This is a genomic window from Paenibacillus oryzisoli, assembly GCF_001653565.1.
In the GTDB taxonomy this organism is placed as follows: Bacteria; Bacillota; Bacilli; order Paenibacillales; family NBRC-103111; genus Paenibacillus_E; species Paenibacillus_E oryzisoli.
Window position 1 is genome coordinate 148,940 of the sequence record NZ_LYPB01000091.1, and the last position, 24,825, is coordinate 173,764.

The window sequence follows — 24,825 nt, forward strand, 5'->3', positions numbered from 1 at the left end:
AAACGCAGCCCCGAGGGACTACGTCTTCTGGTATTTACTTACTTGTAAGCTAAACGCTTTTGGTGAGCTTGTTCATATGCCGTAATTTTCGCTTCGTGTTGAAGTGTCAATCCGATGTCATCCAAACCTTGCAGCAAGAATTGACGACGGTGCTCATCCAAATCAAATTGGATTTCAAGACCGTACTCATCAGTCAACTTTTTGTTTTCTAGATCAACATTCAATTTGTATCCTTCGTGCTTCGCAGTACGTTGGAATAGATCCTCAACTTGCTCTTCCGACAATTTGATTGGCAGAATACTGTTTTTGAAACAGTTGTTATAGAAAATGTCTGCATAGGAAGGTGCAATGATAACGCGGAATCCGAAATCTTGAATCGCCCAAGGCGCGTGCTCACGAGATGATCCGCAACCAAAGTTCGCTCTGGAAATAAGGACGGAAGCGCCTTGATAACGATCTTGATTCAATGGGAAATTCTCGATCACGTTACCTGCTTCATCCCATCTCCACTCGAAGAAAAGGAATTGACCGAAACCTGAACGCTCAATGCGTTTAAGAAATTGCTTAGGGATAATTGCGTCTGTATCTACGTTTACACGATCAACAGGGCCTACTAGACCTGTATGTTGTTTGAAAGCTTCCATGTTCTCATTCTCCTTAAAGTTTTGCTACAGCAAAACTAGCATCATAAACATTACTTCAATTTACCGAAATTAAGCTTGTTGGTATTCTTTGATTTCCCAGTCACGAACGTCGTAGAAATGACCTTTGATCGCTGCAGCAACAGCCATTGCTGGGGAAACAAGATGCGTACGTCCACCGCGGCCTTGACGCCCTTCGAAGTTACGGTTGGAAGTGGATGCACAACGTTGTCCTGGTTGAAGTACGTCTGGGTTCATTGCCAAACACATACTGCAACCTGCATCACGCCATTCGAATCCAGCGTCGGAGAAGATTTTGTCCAAACCTTCTTTCTCAGCTTGAATTTTAACACGGCCTGAACCTGGAACAACAATAGCTGTTACGCTAGGATCTACGGTGTAACCTTGCGCAATCTTAGCTGCTGCGCGAAGATCCTCGATACGTCCATTTGTACAAGAACCGATAAAGACATAATCCACTTTCAATTCCGTCATCGGTGTTCCTGGTGTTAAATCCATATATTCAAGCGCTTTTTCAGCAGCTTTACGTTCGTTCTCTGTTTCGAAGCTTTGTGGATCTGGAACCAAGGAAGTAACGCTAGTTCCCATACCAGGGCTCGTACCCCAGGTTACTTGTGGAATCAATGTATCTGCATCGAATTCCAATACCCAGTCATAGGTAGCGCCTTCATCTGTTACAAGATTAGACCACTCTGCTACCGCTGCGTCAAAATCAGCACCTTGAGGTACATATTCACGACCACGCAGGTAGTTAAATGTTGTTGAATCAGGAGCGATTAGACCAGCACGAGCTCCACCTTCAATAGACATGTTACAAACAGTCATACGCTCTTCCATGGAAAGACCACGGATCGCTTCGCCTGTATACTCAATAACATAGCCTGTTGCAAAGTCTGTGCCGTATTTTGCGATAACACCAAGGATCAAATCCTTCGCAGTAACGCCTGGTTTCAAGTTGCCATTGATGCGAACTTCCAAGGATTTCGCTCTGGATTGTTGAAGTGTTTGTGTCGCCATAACGTGTTCAACTTCACTTGTACCGATACCGAAAGCAAGTGCGCCGAATGCGCCGTGTGTTGAAGTATGGCTATCGCCACATACGATTGTTTTACCTGGGTGTGTAAGACCAAGTTCTGGCCCCATAACGTGAACAACACCTTGATCTAGGCTGTCCAAGTCGAAAAGTGTAACGCCGAAATCACGGCAGTTTTGTGAAAGTGTATCGATTTGTTGCTTCGAAATTGGATCTGTAATATTGAAACGATCCTTCGTTGGTACGTTATGATCCATAGTTGCGAAAGTTAAATCAGGACGACGAACTTTACGACCGGACATGCGAAGCCCTTCGAAAGCTTGTGGTGAAGTTACTTCATGTACTAGATGCAAATCAATATAAATAACGCTAGGCTTGCCATCTTCCTGGTTAATAACGTGATTATCCCAAATCTTCTCGAACATTGTCTTTTTACTCATACCAGTCACCTCTTGTCATTATCCGCATTAGTTTGCTAATGTCTTACCCTCATAACGTACTTTAGCACGAATCGCGTAATAGTTCCAAGATATAATAACTATAAGCTTGATAGATAACTCCTATATAGCAAGGGGAGTTGTTAATTATTTGCAGATTGTTGTTGACATATTAAGTGATAATGATTATCATTCTCCTAGCGGTATCGAATTGGCCATCGATACACCAAATATTTGAATACATAATATCAGGGGGATTTATTGTGCGTAAACTTATTAAACCAGTTACTTTCACGCTTTCACTTATGTTACTTTTCGTTACAGCAGCATGCGGAACTTCGAACTCATCTTCGTCAACGGCTTCACCTGCTCCAGCAGCAACCGTTCAACCAACAGCAACGCCAGCAGCAGATAAGACAATAACACATGCTCTAGGAACAACGACAATTAAAGGTACACCGAAACGTATTGTAACATTAGAGTGGGCTTACACAGAGGACGTGTTAGCACTTGGCCTTCAACCTGTAGGGCAAGCTGACAATAAAGGTTACCTTGGTGCGGTAAATATTAAGCCTGCATTAGATGCTTCGGTTGTTGATGTAGGAACTCGTCAAGAACCTAATCTAGAAACAATCACTGGTTTGAAGCCAGATCTAATCATTACTAGCACATTGCGTTCAAGCAAGAACTATGAAGCTCTTTCCAAGATTGCTCCAACGATCGCATTCGAATCCTACCCAGCTGAAGGTAAAGGCGATCAATATTCGGATATGATAACAACATTCAAAACAATTTCAGATATCGTAGGTAAGAAAACGGAAGGTGACAAAGTCCTTGCTGATCTCGACAAAGCGTACGCAGATACGAAAGCGAAATTAGTTGCTGCGAAAAAAGATGGCGCTGAGTTCGCTTTAACACAAGCGTTCAGCAATCAAAACAATGCTGTTCTACGCATGTTCACTGATAACTCCATGGTCGTTCAGATTATGCAACGTATTGGTTTGAAGAATGTATTTAAGTCCACTAAATTCGAGCTTTATGGCTTCTCAACTGCTTCAGTAGAAGCTTTACCTGCTGTTCAAAATGCAAACTTCTTCTACATTGTTCAAGATGCGGATAACGTATTCGAGAAACAATTGAAAGACAACGCCGTATGGAAAGGTCTTTCATTTGTGAAGGACAACAAAACATTTAAACTTCCAGGTAACACATGGACTTTCGGCGGACCTCTATCTGCCAAACTATTCGCTGAGTTAACTGCTGCTGCACTTACGAAATGATCCAATCAGCGATGACATCGAAAACTAACCGTTTCGCTAATATCGAGTGGAAATCACTTCTTGTATTTGGAGGTGGGGGGCTCGCTCTCCTCCTTTTGCTTTTTCTCAATATAACGCAAGGAGAAGCGAACATTACCGTTCATACGGTTATACAAGCTTTGATATCTCCACAAGATACCCCCGACCATTTAATGGTGCGGGGGCTTCGCATGCCGCGCGCAGTGATGGGAATACTTGCAGGAGCAGCACTAGCTGTTGCTGGTGCACTACTGCAAACTGTCACACGTAATCCGCTTGCCTCCGCTTCCACGTTAGGTTTGAATGCGGGTGCCTATTTCATTATAGTGCTGGCTGCTGTTTTCTTCCCGGCCTTGAAATCGGATCACGCTCTACCTCTAGCATTAGTTGGGGCTTGTGGTGCAGCCGTTATGGCCTACTACATGTCAGGCGGCCGCAAAAGCTCGCCTTTACGCATGGCACTTGCCGGTATGATCGTAACACTCGTACTCTCAGCTTTCACTAACGGCTTGCAGATTATGTTCGAGGATGCCACCAATGGCTTATTCATGTGGGGTTCAGGTGCATTAGGACAGAACGATTGGCAAGGTGTCCGATTTGCACTCCCTTGGATTTGCATTGGACTCGTAGTTGCCTTTCTCTTTCATCAAAAGCTAGATATGCTAGCTCTGAGTGAAGAAACTGCTATTTCATTAGGAGAGAATATTAACCTAGTTCGATTAGTTGCTCTTGCTGCAGCGATTCTACTGGCAGGTGTGACTGTTAGTGTTGTAGGACCTATTGGTTTTATAGGGCTAATCGCACCTCATCTCGTTCGCTTAATTGGCTTGCAACGACATCGACTGTTGATTCCAGGAAGTGCGATCTGGGGTGCAGCAGTCCTGCTTGGAGCGGATACCATTGCCAAAATGTTCCGCAGTACACTTGGCGAGCTCCCTGCAGGTTCCGTAACAGCACTGATAGGTGCACCATGGTTAATTTGGCTTGCCATTCGCGGCTCGCGAATGAAAGCTTCCGCTGAGAGCAGTTCTATGAGCGTCGGTTACGTTGGTACGAAAATTCCTTATCCCATCATCGTCGTGGTATCTGCAATAGCTCTACTTCTCTTGGTGCTATTCGGCTTAACAGCTGGTGCTTTGCATATCCCAATATCCAGCGTTATCGCTGTAATTACAGGGCAAGGCGAAGAAATGGCGCGTAACGTCATTCTGAATTTGCGACTACCTCGCATTCTGGTTGCTGCGCTCGCTGGGGCCTCCTTGGCCGTTGCTGGCTCCATGATGCAGGGAGCAGTACGTAATCCACTTGCTGACCCATCCGTCGTTGGCGTTACATCTGGTGCCGGAATGGGTGCCTTGCTTGTATTGACGATTTGGCCAACTGCGTCAGCAACTTTAGTACCTATTGGTGCTATTGTCGGAGCACTCATTTCCGCTGGCAGCGTCTATGCGCTCGCTTGGAAAAAGGGGCTAAATCCCGTTGTTCTTATTCTTGTCGGAATAGCTGTTTCTGCAATCGGCTCGGCTGTCATTCAATTTCTTGTGATCCAATCCAAACTAGGTGCCGCTCCTGCTCTTACATGGTTAGCTGGCAGTACCTATTCTAGAGGTTGGAAAGAGGTCATCCAACTTCTGATAACAACCGTCATTCTAGTTCCAAGCGCTTGGTTGCTTGGGCGGCGTGTCGATCTATTAGCTTTCGGTGACCACGTGTCTATTGGATTAGGTCTGAAGTTACAAAAAACGAGACTAGTTTCCGCTGCAATCGGTGTGTTTGTTGCCGCAATTGCGGTGGCGGCAGTTGGAACTGTAAGCTTTGTTGGCTTGCTCGCACCACACGCTGTTCGTCTTTTCATGGGACAGCATCATCAGAAGTCTGTTGTCCTTTCTGCCATCTTAGGGGCTTTCCTACTCACTTTGGCAGATATTATAGGGAAAACGATTCTAATCCCCAAAGAGATCCCCTCAGGTATCGTTGTAGCTATCATAGGCGCTCCGTATCTATTATTCCTTATGTATAGAAGTACAGTTCGCAAGTAACATGAAATAACCTATAACCATAAAAGGCAATGAAACTGGTGACTACCAGACTTCATTGCCTTTTATGGTTAGTAATTCCTATGTTCACCTTGTTTCGCCCCAAAAAGCTTGTTATGATAACCATCAAGACATGAATAAAGGAGATATTTCTTCGCATGGAATTACGTCAATTACAGTATGCCATCCAGATCGCGATAGAACGAAATTTCTCACGTGCAGCGGAGAAGTTACATATAGCTCAACCCTCATTAAGCCAACAATTGTCTAAGCTTGAGAAAGAACTTGGTGTTCTTTTGTTTCAACGCAGCACGAATTCTGTAGAGCTAACCCACGCAGGCTCTCTGTTTGTCGAGAAATCCCAAAAGATTCTCGATATGATCGAGGGACTAAAAAAAGAAATGGAAGACATTTCGCAAATGAAAAAAGGCCGCCTCGTGATCGGCTCTATGCCAATTACAGGATCAACGATTTTGCCTTTCGTGGTACCTGTGTTTCAAGCAGCCTATCCGGATATCGAAATTTCGCTAGTTGAGGAAACGTCATCCAACCTGGAAACCTTAACGGTGAATGGTCAAACCGATATTTCGCTTCTATCTTTGCCTTTAAGAGAAGAATCTCTCGTCTATGAGACGTTGTTAGAGGAAGAAATTATCCTTGCCGTTCCGCCGCTGCATCCGCTAGCAGCAAGCAAGGAGCCTGTACGGATCTCTCAACTGGAAAAGGAACGTTTCATCGCATTGAAGAAAGGACAAGGCTTCCGTAAGTTGACCCTAGATCTGTGCCAAGAAGCTGGTTTCACGCCGAATATTGTTTTCGAATCGAGTAATATGGAAACTGTGCAATCGCTTGTTGCCGCTGGAATGGGTGTTGCCTTCGTTCCATATTTAATTTCCAAAAGAAGTTTACACGAACTTTCTCCCGTAAACGTCATCTTAGAAGACAGACCTACACGCAAACTGGTGATCGCCTATCGCAAAGGTCGCTATATTTCCAAAGCAGCCGAAGCCTTTGTCTCCACAATGAAAGAGGTTATGCAAACCATTCGTTAGCATAACCTCCACTGTCAAAAGGAATAGTCCCTTTGCGTCCTAAATCATTTATTATTGGATGATCTCCGCTTCAACTTCTTTCATTTATCCCTAACCATTTGACGCACCGAGGCATATTATATAAACAAAACTTATCCTTCCTCAAATAATATTTGATAAAGAGATAAGTATGCCTAGGAGGCGAGATGCCAATGACGCTTATCCCCGCAATTGAACAGACATTCTGTAAATTGCATGCACCTACTCTGGAACAATTAGTGGAAGCCCTGCAATCCATAGAGCGAAATCTATCTTTCGTTCCAGACTTCAAAACCGAGCCAACACAGCTGCCTTATGGCAGAAATGTGGTGTTTAGCTCACCCGATCTGGAAGTTATCGTAATCCACATTCCGGCTTCCCGCTCAACAGCCATCCATAATCACGGCTTGTCCGTTGGGGCGGCTTATCTTGTCTTAGGTTCCTTGGTGAATTCAACCTTCTCGTTAGATTCAGAGGGCTATCCTGTTGCTCATAAGGATGACTTCATCCAATCGGGGGAATATTTCACTGCGCCTGCTGAGCAAATCCACCAATTAAGTAATCCTTTTCATGAGCCGGCGATTTCAATTCATGTATATACACCACCGCTGCGTGAAGTTCGACGTTACTTACCATATAGTGATGTCTTAGATTATGTTATCTAACGAAAAACCCCTTGCGCGCTTGCGTCCTAATGACGCGCTCACAAGGGGTTTCCATTTGTTTTCTATTTCATCAAAGATTAGAATTGCAGCGCATTTTCGATAAAGGATTTCAATTCCGAAATCGGCATACGTGTTTGTTCCATGGTATCACGGTCACGTACCGTTACTTGACCATCCGTCTCGGATTCGAAATCGTACGTGATACAGAATGGCGTACCGATCTCATCGTGACGACGGTATCTTTTACCGATGGAACCAGTATCATCATAATCGACCATGAAGTGCTTCGCAAGATCGGCGAAAACAGCCTGTGCACCTTCACTCAATTTCTTGGAAAGTGGGAAAATCGCTGCTTTCATTGGTGCCAATGCTGGGTGGAAGTGAAGCACGGTACGGCTGTCATCACCTTCAAGCTTCTGCTCTTCGAATGCATCGATTAGCAGCGCCAAAGTTACACGGTCCGCTCCAAGGGAAGGCTCGATACAGTAAGGAACATAGCGCTCATTCGTTTCTTGATCAATGTAGTTGAAATCTTCTCCTGAATGCGCCATATGCTGCTTCAAATCGTAGTCCGTACGGTCCGCAATGCCCCAAAGCTCGCCCCAACCAAACGGGAATTTGTATTCGATATCCGTTGTTGCATTACTATAATGAGACAACTCATCGTCATTATGGTCGCGAAGGCGCAGGTTTTCCTCTTTAGCACCTAACGTAAGCAACCAGTTATGACAGAAGCTTCTCCAGTACTCGAACCATTTCAAGTCTTCACCTGGCTTGCAGAAGAACTCAAGTTCCATCTGTTCAAATTCACGCGTACGGAACGTGAAGTTACCTGGCGTGATTTCGTTACGGAAGCTTTTACCGATTTGACCGATACCGAATGGCAGCTTTTTACGCATCGTACGTTGTGCGTTTTTGAAGTTAACGAAGATCCCTTGTGCTGTTTCAGGACGTAGATACACAACGTTAGAACTTGCTTCTGTTACACCTTGGAACGTTTTGAACATCAGGTTGAACTGACGAATATCTGTGAAATCCTTGCTTCCGCAATCTGGACACACGATGTTGTGTTCCACAATCAGCTTCATCATGTCATCGAACGTCATACCATCAACGATGATTTCGATATCTTTCTCAGCCAGTTTGTTCTCGATCAATTTATCCGCGCGGTGACGGGCTTTACAGCTTTTGCAATCGATCATCGGATCGTTGAAGTTCCCTACGTGACCAGATGCCACCCATGCTTGCGGGTTCATCAAAATCGCTGCGTCCAAACCTACGTTGTAAGGGGACTCTTGAATGAATTTTTTCCACCAAGCACGTTTGATATTGTTCTTCAATTCCACGCCAAGCGGACCGTAATCCCACGTATTTGCCAAACCGCCATAAATTTCTGAACCTGGGAAAACAAAACCTCTGTGCTTCGCTAATGCGACGACTTGCTCCATTGTTACACTCATTGTTCAATCGCTCCTTCAACTATCTAGTTGGTGGGACTGCGCCCGATGACAACCGTTTGGATATGAGCAAACATCAAAAAAGCTCAACATCCAAAGGCATCAAATAATGCCTAGGGACGAGAGCTTGAGCACCCGCGGTTCCACCCTAGTTGATACATACAATCGTGTATGCATCCCCTTTATCGTATTGGCTCCGGATAGCCGTTTCCTTGAGCTTCATTCTGGGCTTTCACCATCCCCAGTTCGCTGAACATGAAGTGCTTCAAGTACTATTCATCCTTCACAGCCACAATTGATCTTTCAATTGGTTTTAGTTTACAAAATTTCGACACAAAAATCAACTTCCCTAATATAAATGGGGACGACGATCTTCAAAAACGGGTATTTTGCCCCGTACACGGATAATTTCCTCGAGATCAATTGTAGCTCGAAGTATCGCCTCGTTCTCATCACCTTCAACAAGCACCTCACCCCATGGGTCGATAACCATTGAGTGACCGAAGAAATTCGTCGTTCCGCTCGTCCCCACGCGATTACACGATACGACATACATTTGATTCTCGATCGCACGTGCCATAAGAAGCGTACGCCAGTGATGCAGTCTTGGATGCGGCCACTCTGCAGGTACGAACAGAATGCGTGCTCCATCTAACGCCAATTTACGTGACAGCTCTGGAAAACGAATATCATAACAAATCATCGCCCCAGCAGGTACCCCTTCTAGCTCAAACAAGCCTAATTGTTCCCCGCTATGCAAAAATTTCTCCTCATCCATGAGTCGAAAGAGATGGATTTTGGAATACTCCGCGATTTCGTTACCATGGCGATCCCAGGCATAAATCGTATTCAGAACACGTTCTTCTTTCTTATCTGCAATCGATCCACCAATGATGTTCACCTGATGTGTTTGAGCAAAAGTGCTTAAGAATACTTTGGTCCTCTCGCCGTTCACATCAGCCAATTGATGAATTTCAGTTAATGCATAACCCGTATTCCACATCTCTGGAAAAATAAGAACATCTGGCTTCTGCTCCACATTCACGGCTTCAAGCAGCAGCTTTTCTAAATGAGCAAAATTACTATCCGGATCACCAATGGCAATATCCATTTGAATGAGTGCAAGGTTAAGTAGTTGGGATTGGGACATTTCAGAAGACTCCTTCCAATTCAAGAAAATGCATGTATGTGTACATAGTAGTCGAAATGTGCGCCTAACTCAACACTCTCTTGTTCCTTTGTTCCGATTCGGCCACTAACTATAACTTAGGTTTAAATTGTTTGGACTGACCTCGCGCGATGCTAAGTGTCTGCCAATCGTGACTAGCCCAATGTTTGCAGAGCAACACAATTTGTCCGACGTGATAACCATAATGTGATACTTGACGCTGAATGGCTTGCAGAACACTATGGCTTTCCCCACGAATCTTAACGAGTGACAGCACATCTTCAGCAGTCAATGTTTGCAATGTCGCGAACAGAACCTGCCATCCCTCTTCCCAAAGAGCAAGTAATTCTTCTCGGGAGTGACGCTCCCCTTCAAATTCACTATCGCGATCTCGCCATTCTTTTTCACCATCGGTGGTTAAGAAATCGGTCCAACGGGACAACATATTTCCATGCATATGCTTGATAATCACTTCAAGGGAATTAGATTCTTCATCTAGAGTCTGATGGAAAGAGAGCTCACTCGTCTGGGCGAAGGCTTGATCCCCGAGCTTCTTCATACTTTGAAATGCACGTATGGATTCCTGTAGAAAAACATCGGCAACATGAGCTTGATCTGTCATCCTCATTCAACTCCTTCACGTATGTGTGCTTCCATCATATGACAAGGGCAAAATGAAGTACAATTGATTATTTTCATCGACTATGAAAAAAAGTTTAATCATGTTACATTTAGGGTATCATTTAAAATCCCGACCTCCGGAGTGTGAATTAAGCCGTGACAAACGTATCATCTACATCTTCTCGATTTGCCATACAACCTGCTGAAAGAATGAAAGGTCTACCTACACAGTTCTTCGCAACGCTCGTTGGCAAAGCAAATGCACAAATCGCCGCTGGCCATGATGTCATTAATTTGGGCCAAGGTAATCCGGACCGTCCTACGCCACCACATATTGTGGCTTCCATCCAAGAAGCGTCCGCAAATCCGTTGTATCATAAATACCCGCCATTTAGCGGATTTCCATTCCTGAAACAGGCGATTGCACAGCGTTACAAAGAGGATCACAACGTAGATTTGGATCCCGATACAGAAGTGGCCATCTTGTTTGGCGGCAAAACAGGACTTATCGAAATTGCTCAATGCTTATTGAATCCAGGCGATGTCTGCCTAGTACCCGATCCTGGATATCCAGATTATTGGTCAGGTGTCGCACTTGCGGGTGCCGAAATGGCCTTCATGCCGCTGCGTGAGGAAAATAATTTCCTGCCTGACTACTCGCAGTTGAAACAGTCTGACTTGGACCGTGCCAAGCTAATGTTCATTAATTACCCGAACAACCCGACGGGTGCTACGGCTCCTGCTTCTTTCTATGAGGAAACCGTTGCATTTGCTGAGAAAAATGGTGTTGTTGTTGCTAGTGATTTCGCCTATGGAGCAATTGGATTCGATGGTCAGAAGCCCATCTCATTCCTGCAAACTCCTGGTGCGAAGGAAGTAGGGATTGAGTTCTATACGTTGTCCAAAACGTACAACATGGCCGGTTGGCGAGTTGGCTTCGCCCTGGGTAATAAAGAAGTCATCCGTCTCATTAACCTAATGCAGGATCACTACTATTGCTCGTTGTTTGGTGGTATCCAAGCAGCGGCTGCTACTGCATTAACGGCCTCACAGGATTGTGTGACAGAGCTGCGTGATGTGTATGAAAGTCGTCGGAATGCGCTGTACACGACACTTGCAAGCATTGGTTGGAACGCTAAGCCCTCGCAAGGCTCATTCTTCTCTTGGCTGCCAGTGCCCAAAGGACACTCTTCACAGAGCCTCGCCGATTTGCTTTTGGAAGAAGCTAAAGTCGTCGTAGCACCAGGTGTTGGATTCGGGACGCATGGTGAAGGTTATGTTCGATTGGGGCTTCTATCTTCAGAAGAACGGTTAGCTGAGGCAGTGCAGCGAATTGGAAAGTTGAACCTTTTTTAAGGAAATGGTACTGGAAACTGGTCTTTTTCTCCTTTACAAGCCTCACGTACCATGCTATTCTAGATAGAATCAAAATTTCAAACAGCAACGTTATGATGGGAATAGTAGGAATCGTGACCGCACGTAACCAGGGAGTAAGCTCCACCGACTGAGAGAGCTTGCCGTGAACCGAATCTGAACCCGCCCCTGAACCGTCAACGATGAGTTGAACAGAACCCTACTGTTATACAGGGAATCTAGAGTAGAGCGCTTCTATTTGATATGCGCTAATCTAAGGTGGTACCGCGGAAGCAACAGACTTTCGTCCTTATGTTTTAAGGACGGGAGTCTTTTTTGTATCTACATAGTTGGAAATCGAAGGATGGGATGAACATGACTCAGCGAATCGTAGTCAAAATCGGCAGCTCCTCATTAACCTCAGATACGGGTGGTTTAAACCCGGATAAGATACGTTTTTTTGCGGCGGAGCTCGCGCAATTGCAGCGCAGCGGCAGCCAAGTGCTGCTCGTAACCTCTGGCGCAGTGGCCGCAGGCTTCACTTCCTTGGGCTATCGTACACGACCCAAGGTGCTGCACGAGAAGCAGGCCGCCGCTGCCGTCGGCCAAGCGCTCTTAATGCAGGCGTACCATGAAGCATTTGCGTCCCACGGCGTAAGCGTGGCGCAAATTCTGCTGACCCGGTACGACTTCTCCAACCGCAAGCGCGTGCAGAACGCGATGATGACGATTGATGAGCTCCTGCAGCGCGGAGTCGTCCCCATTATTAACGAGAACGACACCGTCTCGGTGGATGAACTGAAATTCGGCGACAATGATACGTTGTCGGCGTTAGTAGGCAATTTGGTCAAAGCGAGCAAATTGATCATTATTACGGATATGGACGGCCTATACACGGACGATCCTCGCAAGAATGCGAACGCACAGCGCATCGATCGCGTAGACGCCATCAGCGATGAGCTGTTCTCCTTCGCTGGAGGCTCCGGGAGCGCGGTCGGCACCGGCGGCATGCGCTCTAAGGTCGAGGCCGCACGCATCGCGATGCGCGGGGGCGTCCCAGTCTTCATCGGGCGTGTACTCGAGCCCGGTGATCTGGACCTTGCCGTTGGCGGCACTGGCAAGGGCACTTACTTTGACACGGCGCTGAACAATCTGCCGGTCAAGAAGCAGTGGGTCGGCTTCCACTCGCTGCCCCAAGGGCAAATCATCGTTGATCAAGGCGCGAAGGCTGCCTTGGTCAACGGAGGGAAGAGCCTCCTCCCCGCTGGCATCACGTCAGTGGTTGGCGACTTCCACCCCGGCGACGTGGTCGAGGTTATCTGCAGCGAAGGCCTCCTGCTGGGCCGCGGCGTCGTCAATTATGCGGCTTGGCAAGTGCAAGCAGCAGCAGGCCTTTCGACCGACGAAGTCCAGAAACGCGTCGAAGTGACACGCATCGAGGTCATTCACCGAGATGAATGGGTGCCTTTGACTTAATTGTTAACCGATGTGAAGAAAGCGAGGTGCTCCCTTACTCATGAGACAACAGCGATTACTTAATCCAACATTACGAGATGTACCGGGAGATGCCGAGGCGGTCAGTCACCAACTTATGCTGCGTGCAGGGCTCATTCGTCAACTATCGAGCGGCATTTATTCCTACTTACCTACGGGTCTTAAGGCCTTACAACATATTCAAACGATTGTACGAGAAGAAATGGACCGCGCAGGTGCCCAAGAGATGCTCATGCCTGCCCTCCATCCTGCCGAATTATGGAAAGCCTCTGGTCGATGGGACGTCTACGGTCCTGAATTAATGCGACTCCAAGATCGAGGAGGCCGCGAGTTTGCCCTAGGTGCGACACATGAGGAAGTGATTACTACACTCGTGAAAGATGAGATTCATTCTTATAAAAAGTTACCCCTCACGTTATATCAAATCCAAACGAAATATCGGGATGAGCGCAGACCACGATTCGGCCTGCTGCGTGGACGTGAATTTTTAATGAAGGATGCCTACTCCTTTGATCGCTCAGCGAGCGGGCTTGATGTTAGCTATCAAGCGATGTATGACGCTTATGTCAACATTTTCACACGCTGCGGGCTGCAGTTCCGTGCGGTCGAAGCAGATTCTGGCGCCATTGGCGGTACGGATACGCACGAATTTATGGCCTTGGCAGATGTCGGAGAAGATACAATCGTACATTGTCCTTCCTGTCAATATGCAGCTAATTTGGAGAAAGCCGCCGGCCTCATTACCAATAAAGGGACATCATCCATTGATGTACCCCATGCACAGCCTACGAAAGTTCATACACCAGGTGTAACGAGCATCAAACAATTAAGCCAATTCCTCTCGATTGAATCGCAGCACATTATTAAATCAGTGGCTGTTCAAGCTGATGGTACACCTGTGATCGTACTGCTCCGTGGCGATCTCGAAATCAATGAAATCAAGTTAAAGCATGTTCTTGGTGTGGATGAAATCACCATGCTGACAGAATCCGAAATTACTGCATTAGGTTCCGTTGCTGGATTCATTGGACCCATCGGTCTAGCCTCCGTCAGAGTGATTGCGGACAATTCGATTCAAGGGCTGGCTGGTGCCGTAGTTGGTGCCAATGAAGCCGACTATCATCTACAACACGTGGATGTACAGCGTGATCTTGGTACATTGACTTATGCGGATATTCGCAATGTCGGCCAGGGTGAGTCCTGTATCCACTGCGGACATGAGCTCGCATTTGCAAAAGGCATTGAAGTTGGGCACGTATTTAAACTCGGCACCAAATATAGTGAGGGGCTAGGTGCTTCTTACACTGATGAGAATGGTCTATCCGAGCCCATGATTATGGGCTGTTATGGCATTGGCGTGTCACGCGTGTTAGCTGCCGTCATTGAACAGCATCATGATGAGCGAGGCATTATTTGGCCAAAGACGCTGGCCCCTTATTCCATTCATCTATTAACTGTTCAAGTTAAGGATGAAACCCAAATGGCTCTATCCGAGGAAATCTACCACGCGTTAACTCGCGCGGGCTATTCGGTCCTTTGGGATGATCGCGAGGAACGTCCTGGCGTGAAATTTAATGATGCCGATTTACTCGGCTTCCCCTTACGACTTACTATAGGTAAAAAGGCAAACGAACGAATGGTCGAGTGTAAAGAACGACGCAGCGATTCTGCCTATGAGCTGAACGTGGAACAATTGTTAACGCATTGCCAAACCTTTTTCAACTAGGAGGTCTTCCCATGAGTGAAGTTATTAACAAATCCAAGCTTGCCAAACAAGCTGCCCAAGCAATGGGCAATCTCTCAACTGAGCAAAAAAATACAGCCTTATTGCTGATGGCAGACGCCTTAATTACGGAACAACAAGCGATCATTGAAGCTAATAGCAAGGATCTGCAGCGTGGCAAAGAGCTAGGCACCAGCGCTTCACTGCTAGACCGTTTGGCGCTTAACGAAACGCGCATTGCGGCAATGGCCGAAGGCCTTCGTCAAATTGCTGAGCTGCCTGATCCAATTGGTGATATGCTCGAATCTTTCGATCGCCCTAATGGATTACGAATTCGTAAAATTCGTGTACCACTAGGCGTTATCGGTATTATCTATGAAGCGAGACCGAACGTGACGGTCGATGCTGCAGGTTTATGTCTCAAAACCGGCAATGCCGTTGTCCTGCGTGGCGGATCCTCTGCCCTGTTTTCGAATGAGAAAATTGTGGAAGTCCTGCATGCAGCTTTAGAGCGTTCGGACCTGCCGGCAGATGCCCTGCAATTAATCCTAAGCGCAGATCGCAGCTCCGTCGATGAAATGCTGAAACTGAATGGCCTCATTGACGTGCTAATTCCACGTGGCGGACACTCACTTATTCAAAATGTTGTCAATAACGCGTCCGTCCCAGTCATTGAAACAGGTGCAGGGGTGTGTCATACTTTTATAGATCAGAGTGCTCAACTTGATATGGCTGTTCGCATTGGGATTAATGCCAAAGCACAGCGCCCATCTGTTTGTAATAGTATGGAAACGTTGCTCGTACATGAAGCGATTGCTGAGAAACATCTTGCTGCCATTGCTGAAGCATTCCAAGGGGTTAACGTTGAGCTTAGAGGCGACGTGCGTTCCAGAGAACTGGTACCAAGCATGCTGGTCGCTGAACAAGCTGATTGGGGCACGGAGTACGGGGATTATATTTTAAACATCAAAGTTGTTAAGGATCTAGATGAGGCGCTAGCTCACATTCGTAACTACGGCACGATGCACTCGGAATGTATCGTAACAGAAGATGCTGCGAATGCAGAGAAATTCTTGCAAGAAGTGGATGCTGCTGCTGTTTATCATAATGCTTCAACACGTTTTACCGATGGCTTTGAGTTTGGTTTCGGTGCCGAGATCGGTATCTCCACACAGAAGCTTCATGCACGTGGTCCTATGGGGCTGCCTGCGTTAACATCAACCAAATACCGCGTCTACGGAAGCGGACAAATACGCGAATAAACCTTAGGAGGAGGAACAACGGATGTCAATCATGTTATCGCAAATGAAAATTGTTTTTGTAGGCGCAGGCTCCATGGCTGAAGCTATCGTACGCGGACTTATTCAAACCAAAGTCGCGGACCCGCAAAATATTGCTATGATGAATCGCTCCAATCAGGATCGCTTGGCCTTCCTGTGTTCGGAGTATGGCGTTGAAGCCACTTCCGATCAAGCGACGAAAAGCATATTAATTCAAGAAGCCGATATTGTTGTTCTCTGCATGAAACCGAAAGATGTGGAGTCTTCTTTTGCCGAACTTGGCCCGCTTTTGAACGAGCGACAGCTGTTAATTTCCGTCATTGCAGGCCTTTCCATCGAGAAGGCTGAAAGACTTCTGAAATCCAACTCGCCAATCGTTCGTACGATGCCAAATACGTCCTCCACCATCGGATTAGGCGCGACAGGAATGAGCTTCTCGTCTAAGGTTAATGATACATTCAAGCAGCTTGCCCTCCAAATGTTTGAAGCGGTCGGAACTGTTACGATTGTAGAAGAAGACAAACTTGAAATCCTCACTGGTATTTCCGGCAGTGGTCCTGCCTATGTGTATTACCTTATGGAAGCGATGATTAAAGCAGGCATCGAAGGCGGTCTATCCCCAGAAGATGCGAATCAACTAACTCTTCAAACGGTGCTCGGTGCCGCGCACATGGTGCACAATACGAAGGAACACCCTGCGGAACTACGCCGCAAAGTGACGTCGCCTAACGGCGCTACACATGCTGCTATTCAAGCTTTGGATCGCTATCACTTCGACGAGGCTATTCACCAAGCTGTATTGCACTGTGCTGCTCGCACCAAAGAAATGGGCGAACTAATCGCGCCTAACAGTCCTGTAGGCAAATCGGTCTAATCTTTTTTCTCGACTATGATTTAAGATTCTAGTTAAAGCAGGTGAAGATGCATCATGAGTTCATATTGTTTAGCAACGTATCGGAGTTTCGATGAGAAAGCCGATTTTCATAAAAAAGCAACAGGCATCGCAGTTGGCCTTACTGTTGGCAGTTGGACGGAGCTGCCTGAGGCTCAGAAAGCTTCGATGGAGAAGCATTTGGGTAAGGTTGTTTCCGTTGAAGTCCACGAGCCTGGGGCAGATGAACCTATTTCGGGCCGCTATGCGGATATTACGATCGCTTATCCCGATGTGAACTATAGCCGCGATATCCCCGCGTTGTTAGTGACGGTATTCGGCAAGCTTTCTATGGATGGCAAAATCAAGCTGATCGACCTTGCCTTCTCTTCTGATTTCTTAGCTGGGTTCCCGGGTCCGAAATTTGGTATGCAAGGCGTTCGCAATCTCCTTGGCGTACATAACCGTCCCCTGCTCATGAGCATTTTCAAATCCGTTGTCGGGTATGAATTGCCTGCATTGCGTGAACAGTTTTACTTACAGGCTGCTGGTGGCGTTGATCTGATCAAGGACGATGAGATTTTATTCGAAAATCCTTTAACACCTATGGAAAAACGCATTGCGATTTGTCTTGAAGCAGCTGAGCAAGCCACGAAGGAGACGGGCCAGAAGCTGCTCTATGCTGTAAACTTGACCGGTTCAACGTCTAAACTTGCTTCCCAAGCGAAGAAAGCCATTGCGGAAGGGGCCAATGCCTTGTTATTTAACGTGTTGGCATACGGCTTCGATGTGCTGCATGAATTAAGCGCAGACCCGGAAATCAACATTCCGATCATGGCACATCCTGCTATGGCTGGTGCTATGTATCCATCGCCACACTACGGCATCTCGCCTTCCGTCCTCTTGGGCAAATTAATGCGCCTTGCGGGTGCCGATTTGGTGTTATTCCCTTCTCCTTATGGCTCCGTTGTTATGCCGAAGGAAGAGAATTTGGCCATTAAGCATGTGTTATTAACGCAGGATTTACGTAAAGATTACACGTATCAGGCTCCGTCTGATGTAAAATTAACATTAGCTCCTAGCTTCCCGGTCCCTTCCGCGGGTATCCATCCTGGTCTAGTGCCACTCATCTTACGTGATTTCGGTCAGGATGTTATCGTGAACGCAGGCGGCGGTATCCACGGTCACCCGATGGGAACGATTGCTGGTGGACATGCGTTCCGTCAAGCAATCGATGCAACTTTACAAGGCATGACATTGCGTGAATACGCCCTATCACATCCAGAGCTACAATCAGCTATTGACACATGGGGGATTAGAGAATGAGCAAGGAACGCATTATCTTTTGTGACTTTGACGGTACGATCACCGTTAACGATAACATTGTAGCCATTATGAAGCATTTCAATCCAGAGGGTTGGGAAGGCATCGTTGAGAGGATTGTGACACAACAAATCTCCATTCGTGAAGGCGTTGGGGCGATGTTTGCCCTCCTCCCTACTTCTCGCAAAGCGGAGATTGTCGATTATGCGATTAACAACGCGACGATCCGTGAAGGCTTTGAAGAATTTGTCTCTTACTGCAAGGAGCAAGGAATTACCCTTTTGATTACAAGCGGGGGCATCGATTTCTTTATATATCCACTGCTTCGCGCGTTTGCTATTCCTGAGGATCATATTTATTGCAATGCTAGCTCATTCGAAGGGGAAACCATTGAGATTCTATGGCCGAATCCGTGCGATGCACATTGTACAACCGACTGCGGCATGTGCAAAACAAGCATCATTCGTTCCTACGATCCCGAGCGTTATGAACGCATTATAATCGGAGACAGCATTACTGACTTTGAAGGAGCAAAGCTAGTGGATACGATCTTTGCTAGATCGCATCTTATTGATCGTTGTGAACAACTTGGCTACGCCTACCACCCCTTCGAATCTTTCTTCGACATCATTAAGCAATTGGAGGCTGAACCCGTCAAATGAGTATTTTACTAGAAGAAAAACAGCGTGCTTTCGCTGAATTGCGTGACATCAAAACAAATCTAGCAGCGCGCGGATGGTTTCCAGCGACAAGCGGTAATTTATCTGTCCGTGTTGGCGGCTTTGAACCGAACGCTTTCACCTTCGCTATTACGTCTAGCGGAAGAGATAAATCCATTCAAACTCCTGAGGATTTCCTTCTCGTCAATGAGAAAGGCTTGCCGATAGAAGCTACTAGCCTTAAGCCATCTGCGGAAACCTTGATCCATAGTGAGATTTATCGTTTAACAGGCGCTGGCGCCATTTTCCACGTGCACACGATTTATAACAATCTAGCATCTGAACTATACGCTGAACGCGGAAGCATACCCGTTGATGGCGTTGAACTCATCAAAGCGTTCAATATTTGGGATGAAGAAGCTCAAATTGAGATTCCTATCTTGCCAAACTATGCAGAGATCCCGCGCATTGCTGAGCTTGTCGAAGGTGCAATCGTGCCACGTATTCCTGGTATCGTGCTTCGCAAGCATGGGATCTACGCTTGGGGCGCGAATGCTTTTGAGGCCAAACGGCATCTTGAGGCATTCGAATTCCTATTCGAATATGTGTACCGCTTGCATGTAATGAAGAAGTAATTTTATCCACGTGCAACTGGGGACTTCCTAGTGTGCAATTAAGGGAATCTCCCAATTATATCTAGTTGTGGAACGTCAGTACGCTATTTTGTTATTTCGAGTGCGTTACTTGCACTCGTTGCGAAATAGAGAAACCACGTTCCGCAACTTTTTTATTTCGCTATTTGAGCTCAAATAGCGTCCTCTCATTCCTTAACTGCTTTGTGTGAGAGTATTGGGCCAGTCTGAGGTTCGGAGTTAGGTAGTGGGATTCGCCAGGTGGTGGTCGAGGTAATGGTGAATGTTTTGAAGAGCGGTATGCGGTTTAGTAGTCGGAAGCAGTTGCAGTTACAGTGGCAGTTACAGTAGCAGTTACAGTAGCAGTGGGAGTTGCAGCGGGAGTTACAGTAGCGGTTGCGGTGAAGGGGATTAAGTTACGGATACGGTTGGGGCAAATAACACCTTTATTGTTCTTCAATGGAGTGAATGTATTTGCAAAAGTGCAAATAGGCACTTATTTTTTGCTCTTCAATGGATTTTATTGCGCAAAAGTGCGAAAAGGCACTTTTTTATGCTGAAATAAGGAGAAATCAGCTTGTAGAGCCAAAAAGGTTGCCTTTTTGCATCCATTTCTTCTTTTACGCTCGATTAGTGAACCAAAAGATGCCTTTTCGCATTTTTGGCGGGGGCGGGCACTGGGGTTCGGATGCCAGGGCCGGCAGGTGCTGGTACAGGTGCTGGCGGTGCAGGAGTGGGAGCAAGCGCAGGCGCGGGAATGAGCACGGCTAAGGATCCGGTTCTAGTAGGTATACACACACCCTCTCCAATCGAACGACAGAAAAGCCCATTTTCCTCCTTTACGGAGTAAAAATGGGCTTCATCTTACCGCGACTGCCTAAACCGCTGCGAATATTCCTTCGCTTGATCCACTGTGGAGACGCGATTGCGACTCCAATCCAGTAAAATCCGATCAATATACCGGAAATGGACTTTCCCGGCAAACACTGCTTCCTTCAAAGCGGTCATGATCAGCTCTTCTTTGTACATATCTTTGTCCAACCAATTGCTAATCGTTTCCAGCTCCATTGGCGTTAGAGGTCTTGCGAATTCATTTTCGATCGTAGTATAAATATTCTTAACTCGATCATCGCTAGGCGCTTGCGTACTGGTCGCCAACTCTGCTAACTCTCTTAGCTGCTGCTCAGCCACATGTTTGGCTAACTTCTTATAGAGCGGCGTTAGATTGTACTGCTCACTTCGAAATCCAGTTGTTTCGTGGGTATCCTCATCGATCGCGATAAACTTTTCCCGAATCAGCTTCTGCACACTGGCTATAACGACATCTTGTGAAGCTGACATCCGTTCCTGAATTTCATCAAGCGTCGGGAATGTGTTCCCTTCCTTTTCAACAAAGGAAATGAAATGTATCAGTGTCATGACATCAACTTCACTCAAAAGCAGTGCGCGATAATGCTTGAGTAATAAACTCGGTACCGCGACACTCCCCTCCAGAAAGCTGTTCAACAGAATTGCTTCGACTTTCATCTGTGTATTCGATTGCGTACTCATACGTCTCTCCCCTTTCTCCCCATGGACAATCCCATTATTTAAGGGTATAGACGGTATAACAAGCGTGGGAATGGAATCGTTTCACGCACATGATCCAAACCACATATCCAAGCCACCGTACGTTCTAGGCCTAATCCAAAGCCAGAATGCGGCACAGTTCCATATTTGCGAAGATCCAAGTACCATTGATACGCCTCTTGCGAAAGCTCATGTTCCTTGAAACGCTGCTCCATAAGTTCCGGGTCATCAATACGTTGACTTCCCCCAATAATCTCACCATAGCCCTCTGGGGCAATCATATCGGCACATAGAACGACTTCTGGACGACTAGGATCTGGTTTCATATAAAAAGCCTTAATCTCCGTTGGCCAGTGGGTGATAAACACAGGCGTTTCGTATTGAGCGGCAATCGCTGTCTCATGTGGAGCTCCGAAATCTTCTCCCCATGCGAATTCATGCCCATTCTTTTGCAAATAGTCGACAGCCTCATCGTAAGTGATACGAGGGAAACTGCCTTTAATTTTCTCCAATTTGGAAGTATCCCGCTCCAACGTTTCAAGCTCAGCTTGACAGTTCTGCAGCACGGTTTGCACGATATGGGATACGAATTGTTCCTGCACTTCAAGGTTTTCAACATGATCTACGAACGCCATCTCTGGCTCAATCATCCAGAACTCGATGAGGTGACGGCGTGTCTTCGATTTCTCTGCACGGAAGGTAGGACCGAAGGAATATACGCGGCCTAGTGCCATCGCTGCTGCTTCCATGTACAACTGCCCGCTCTGTGTCAAAAAGGCATCCTCATCAAAATATTTCGTATGAAACAAGTTCGTCGTACCCTCACAAGAAGATGGCGTCAATATAGGTGGATCCACCAAATGAAACCCTCTGTCATTGAAGAATCCTTGAACCGCTTTGATAATTTCTGCACGAATCACAAGCACTGCACGCTGACGGGGGCTCCGAATCCACAGATGGCGATTGTCCATAAGAAAATCTACGCCATGCTCTTTCGGTGTAATCGGATACTCTTCCGTAATTTGAATGATTTCTACGCCAGTCACATCGAGCTCGAAACCGCCTTTGGAACGTGTGTCTTCTTTTACTTTCCCCGTTATGTATAAAGAGCTTTCTTGGGTGAGCTTCGATGCTGCTTCCCATGCTTCTTCACTCACTTCACTTTTGACAACAACACCTTGTATATAGCCTGAACCGTCACGCAGCTGCAAAAACTGAATTTTACCACTTGAACGTTTCTTGTTTAGCCAACAGCCAATGGTTACGGATTCGCCGACATGATGTTTAACTTCACCTATTGTACTTTTCATATGGATATCCTTCCTCCCTAGAACTGAAGATCATTACTATTGTACACTATTTTATAAATTCCACGAAAATGTCAGTCGGGCTGTTCTTGCAAGAGACTGTAAGTATCCTGCGCGATAACCCATTCTTCATTCGTTGGAATAACAAGTGCTTCAACCTTGGAACCTAGCTTGGTTATTCGCTTTTCTATCCCTCTTCCAAGCCCATTCGCCCCTTCATCAAAATCGACCCCAAGGAAGCTTAAGCCTTCGCATACCGCTTTGCGCAGCGGTGCGGAATTCTCGCCTACACCTGCAGTAAACACAATCGCATCCACGCCATTCATCGCCGCGGCATAAGCCCCGATATATTTGCGCAGCCGATATGTATACATCTCAAAAGCCAAGATAGCGTTCTTATCGCCCGCTTCCACTGCCTCCACGATCTCCCGCATATCGCTGGAGATCCCCGAGATCGCCTGCAGACCGCTATGCTTGTTCAGCATGGAGCTCACTTCGCCGATCGTCAAATCCTCCTTGCCCATCACGTAAGGCACGATGGCCGGGTCGAGATCGCCGCTGCGCGTGCCCATCATGAGACCTTCGAGCGGGGTCATCCCCATGCTCGTATCAACGGACTGGCCGCCCCATACTGCGGCGCAGGAAGCCCCATTACCAATGTGACAGGTAATGAGCTTCAGCCGCTCTAGCGGGCGTCCTAGAAAGGCAGCGGCACGTTCGCTCACGTACTTGTGCGACGTACCATGGAAACCGTAGCGCCGCACTTTGTGCTTCCGGTAGAGTGCCATAGGCACCGGATATAGGTAGGCCTTCGCCGGCATCGTCTGATGGAAGGCGGTGTCGAAGACGACAGCCTGGGGAACACCAGGCATGTTCGCTTCTACCGCGGAGATGCCCAGCATATGCGCCGGGTTGTGCAGCGGCGCCAGATCGAAGAGACGCCTGATCTCCTTCTTCACCTCGTCGGTGACGAGGACGGAGCTCTTGAACGATTCGCCGCCGTGGACGACACGGTGGCCTACGGCATCGATCTGCGAGATGGCGCTCAACACGCCATGCTCTGGATGTACGAGAACATCTAGCACTCTGCGGATAGCTGTTGTATGCTCCAAAATTTCATCTACCTTATGAAATTCAGGTTTATTGGCTGGTTCGTGCATCAGAATGGCGGTATCCATGCCAATTCGCTCAACTCTCCCCTTGGCAAGCACAATCGCATTCTCCATATCATAGAGCTGATATTTGACAGAAGAAGAGCCGGCATTAATCACGAGAATGTTCATAGTCGATCACCATCCTTGTCATAACGGAAGAAGCCTTCTCCCGTCTTAGCCCCAAGATGACCTGCACGCACCATTTGCTTCAGCAGATACGATGGCCGATATTTAATATCTCCATACTCACGGAACATTCCCTCAAGTGCAGCCAATACCGCATCTAGTCCAAATCGATCACACATCTCAAGTGGACCATGCTTGAATTCATAGCCAATACGCATTGCCTGATCGATATCTTCCGCAGAAGCTACACCTTCGGATAAGGTATGCAGCGCCTCATTAATGAGCGTACAAATCAATCGCGTCGTAATATAACCCGGCGATTCATTCACTTTTATACTTTTTTTGGTGAGGATATCGTCAACGAACTGTCGTGTGCGATCATATGTTTCATCCGACGTTTTCATCGCTCGTACAATTTCAACAAGATTCACCTTCGCAACAGGATGTAGAAAATGCATGCCGATGACTCGCTCTGGATGCGTTGTGATGGCTGCAATCTCCGTTACACTTAATGTGGAAGTATTCGTTGCTAGGATGATGTGAGGTGAACATATTTGATTAAGCTGAAAAAAGACATGCTTCTTCGCATTCAAATCTTCTGAGATTGTTTCGATGACAAGCTCACAGGAGGCCATGTCCTGAATTGAATTGGCTCCCTTAATCTTCGAAAGGATGGATTTCTTCTCCGCTCCTGTCAAGGCCCAACGCTCAATTTGCTTATCTAAGCTGACCGTAATAAGTTCAATAGCACGATCAAGCTTTTCTGTAGATTTCTCGGCAATAATAACATCAAGTCCACGAGCTGCCAGCATTTCAGCAATGCCCTGCCCCATCGTCCCTCCGCCAATTACACCTATTGTTCTAAATATCATAGCTTGTCTTCTCCT

23 protein-coding genes are annotated in these 24,825 nt (G+C 46.8%); 14 read left to right on the top strand and 9 right to left on the bottom strand.

Going from position 1 to position 24,825, the window contains the following annotated elements; genetic code table 11:
* Positions 1-38: 38 nt before the first annotated feature.
* Both leuD and leuC read right to left on the bottom strand, forming a co-directional pair.
* A complete protein-coding gene (gene leuD / locus A8708_RS30775) occupies positions 39-644 on the bottom strand; it encodes a 3-isopropylmalate dehydratase small subunit (RefSeq protein WP_028554372.1) in 606 nt (201 codons plus the stop codon).
* A 69-nt stretch (positions 645-713) separates the two neighbouring features.
* Positions 714-2,135 carry a 3-isopropylmalate dehydratase large subunit gene (gene leuC / locus A8708_RS30780; protein ID WP_068670219.1) on the bottom strand — a complete coding sequence of 474 codons (1,422 nt, stop codon included), beginning with the start codon at positions 2,133-2,135 and terminating at the stop codon, positions 714-716.
* A 260-nt stretch (positions 2,136-2,395) separates the two neighbouring features.
* Between leuC and A8708_RS30785 the strand changes: the two genes are divergently transcribed.
* From A8708_RS30785 to A8708_RS30800, 4 genes are all read left to right on the top strand, one after another.
* Positions 2,396-3,412: an ABC transporter substrate-binding protein gene (locus tag A8708_RS30785; RefSeq protein WP_239696909.1), complete on the top strand. Its 1,017-nt coding sequence runs from the start codon at positions 2,396-2,398 to the stop codon at positions 3,410-3,412.
* 11 nt (positions 3,413-3,423) lie between these two features.
* Positions 3,424-5,469 (top strand): Fe(3+)-hydroxamate ABC transporter permease FhuB, encoded by a 2,046-nt coding sequence (fhuB, locus tag A8708_RS30790; protein ID WP_068670446.1) that lies wholly within the window; start codon positions 3,424-3,426, stop codon positions 5,467-5,469.
* A 155-nt stretch (positions 5,470-5,624) separates the two neighbouring features.
* A complete protein-coding gene (locus A8708_RS30795) occupies positions 5,625-6,518 on the top strand; it encodes a LysR family transcriptional regulator (RefSeq protein ID WP_068670220.1) in 894 nt (297 codons plus the stop codon).
* 191 nt (positions 6,519-6,709) lie between these two features.
* Entirely contained in the window at positions 6,710-7,201 is a 492-nt protein-coding gene (locus A8708_RS30800) for a cysteine dioxygenase (protein WP_068670221.1), read from the top strand.
* Positions 7,202-7,278: 77 nt separating this feature from the next.
* Here the strand turns inward: A8708_RS30800 and A8708_RS30805 are convergent, their stop codons facing one another.
* From A8708_RS30805 to A8708_RS30815, 3 genes are all read right to left on the bottom strand, one after another.
* Positions 7,279-8,661: a glycine--tRNA ligase gene (locus tag A8708_RS30805; protein ID WP_068670222.1), complete on the bottom strand. Its 1,383-nt coding sequence runs from the start codon at positions 8,659-8,661 to the stop codon at positions 7,279-7,281.
* A 346-nt stretch (positions 8,662-9,007) separates the two neighbouring features.
* Positions 9,008-9,808 carry a carbon-nitrogen family hydrolase gene (locus A8708_RS30810; protein ID WP_068670228.1) on the bottom strand — a complete coding sequence of 267 codons (801 nt, stop codon included), beginning with the start codon at positions 9,806-9,808 and terminating at the stop codon, positions 9,008-9,010.
* Between the two features lie 109 nt (positions 9,809-9,917).
* Complete coding sequence (locus A8708_RS30815; RefSeq protein WP_068670230.1) at positions 9,918-10,448, bottom strand: DUF1572 family protein; 531 nt, start codon at positions 10,446-10,448, stop codon at positions 9,918-9,920.
* A gap of 155 nt (positions 10,449-10,603) precedes the next feature.
* Here A8708_RS30815 and A8708_RS30820 point away from each other — a divergent pair, with 155 nt between their 5' ends.
* From A8708_RS30820 to A8708_RS36265, 10 genes are all read left to right on the top strand, one after another.
* Entirely contained in the window at positions 10,604-11,803 is a 1,200-nt protein-coding gene (locus A8708_RS30820; protein WP_275667946.1) for a pyridoxal phosphate-dependent aminotransferase, read from the top strand.
* A gap of 372 nt (positions 11,804-12,175) precedes the next feature.
* Complete coding sequence (gene proB / locus A8708_RS30825; RefSeq protein WP_068670232.1) at positions 12,176-13,276, top strand: glutamate 5-kinase; 1,101 nt, start codon at positions 12,176-12,178, stop codon at positions 13,274-13,276.
* 40 nt (positions 13,277-13,316) lie between these two features.
* The gene (locus A8708_RS30830) at positions 13,317-15,020 is read left to right on the top strand and encodes a proline--tRNA ligase (RefSeq protein ID WP_068670234.1); all 1,704 of its coding nucleotides are present in this window, start codon (positions 13,317-13,319) and stop codon (positions 15,018-15,020) included.
* A gap of 11 nt (positions 15,021-15,031) precedes the next feature.
* Complete coding sequence (locus A8708_RS30835) at positions 15,032-16,279, top strand: glutamate-5-semialdehyde dehydrogenase (protein WP_068670238.1); 1,248 nt, start codon at positions 15,032-15,034, stop codon at positions 16,277-16,279.
* Between the two features lie 22 nt (positions 16,280-16,301).
* Positions 16,302-17,171, top strand: a complete 870-nt coding sequence (gene proC, locus A8708_RS30840) for a pyrroline-5-carboxylate reductase (protein ID WP_068670240.1) — start codon at positions 16,302-16,304, stop codon at positions 17,169-17,171.
* Between the two features lie 54 nt (positions 17,172-17,225).
* Positions 17,226-18,494 (top strand): 2,3-diketo-5-methylthiopentyl-1-phosphate enolase, encoded by a 1,269-nt coding sequence (locus A8708_RS30845; RefSeq protein WP_068670242.1) that lies wholly within the window; start codon positions 17,226-17,228, stop codon positions 18,492-18,494.
* The gene (locus A8708_RS30850) at positions 18,491-19,153 is read left to right on the top strand and encodes a 2-hydroxy-3-keto-5-methylthiopentenyl-1-phosphate phosphatase (RefSeq protein ID WP_068670244.1); all 663 of its coding nucleotides are present in this window, start codon (positions 18,491-18,493) and stop codon (positions 19,151-19,153) included. Before A8708_RS30845 ends, A8708_RS30850 begins: the two co-directional genes overlap by 4 nt.
* A complete protein-coding gene (mtnB, locus tag A8708_RS30855) occupies positions 19,150-19,785 on the top strand; it encodes a methylthioribulose 1-phosphate dehydratase (RefSeq protein ID WP_068670245.1) in 636 nt (211 codons plus the stop codon). The genes A8708_RS30850 and mtnB overlap by 4 nt, the downstream gene beginning before the upstream one ends.
* A gap of 332 nt (positions 19,786-20,117) precedes the next feature.
* Positions 20,118-20,342, top strand: a complete 225-nt coding sequence (locus tag A8708_RS36260; protein ID WP_204787679.1) for a hypothetical protein — start codon at positions 20,118-20,120, stop codon at positions 20,340-20,342.
* A 128-nt stretch (positions 20,343-20,470) separates the two neighbouring features.
* The gene (locus A8708_RS36265) at positions 20,471-20,632 is read left to right on the top strand and encodes a hypothetical protein (protein ID WP_204787680.1); all 162 of its coding nucleotides are present in this window, start codon (positions 20,471-20,473) and stop codon (positions 20,630-20,632) included.
* A gap of 14 nt (positions 20,633-20,646) precedes the next feature.
* On the opposite strand, the gene A8708_RS30860 is transcribed toward A8708_RS36265, so the two are convergent.
* The 4 genes from A8708_RS30860 to A8708_RS30875 form a co-directional block, all read right to left on the bottom strand.
* The gene (locus A8708_RS30860) at positions 20,647-21,333 is read right to left on the bottom strand and encodes a DnaD domain protein (RefSeq protein WP_068670246.1); all 687 of its coding nucleotides are present in this window, start codon (positions 21,331-21,333) and stop codon (positions 20,647-20,649) included.
* 38 nt (positions 21,334-21,371) lie between these two features.
* On the bottom strand, positions 21,372-22,667 hold the full coding sequence (asnS, locus tag A8708_RS30865; RefSeq protein WP_239696912.1) for an asparagine--tRNA ligase: 1,296 nt from the start codon (positions 22,665-22,667) through the stop codon (positions 21,372-21,374).
* Between the two features lie 65 nt (positions 22,668-22,732).
* On the bottom strand, positions 22,733-23,941 hold the full coding sequence (locus tag A8708_RS30870) for an acetate kinase (protein ID WP_068670248.1): 1,209 nt from the start codon (positions 23,939-23,941) through the stop codon (positions 22,733-22,735).
* A complete protein-coding gene (locus tag A8708_RS30875) occupies positions 23,938-24,810 on the bottom strand; it encodes a 3-hydroxyacyl-CoA dehydrogenase family protein (RefSeq protein ID WP_068670254.1) in 873 nt (290 codons plus the stop codon). Before A8708_RS30875 ends, A8708_RS30870 begins: the two co-directional genes overlap by 4 nt.
* Positions 24,811-24,825 lie beyond the last annotated feature (15 nt).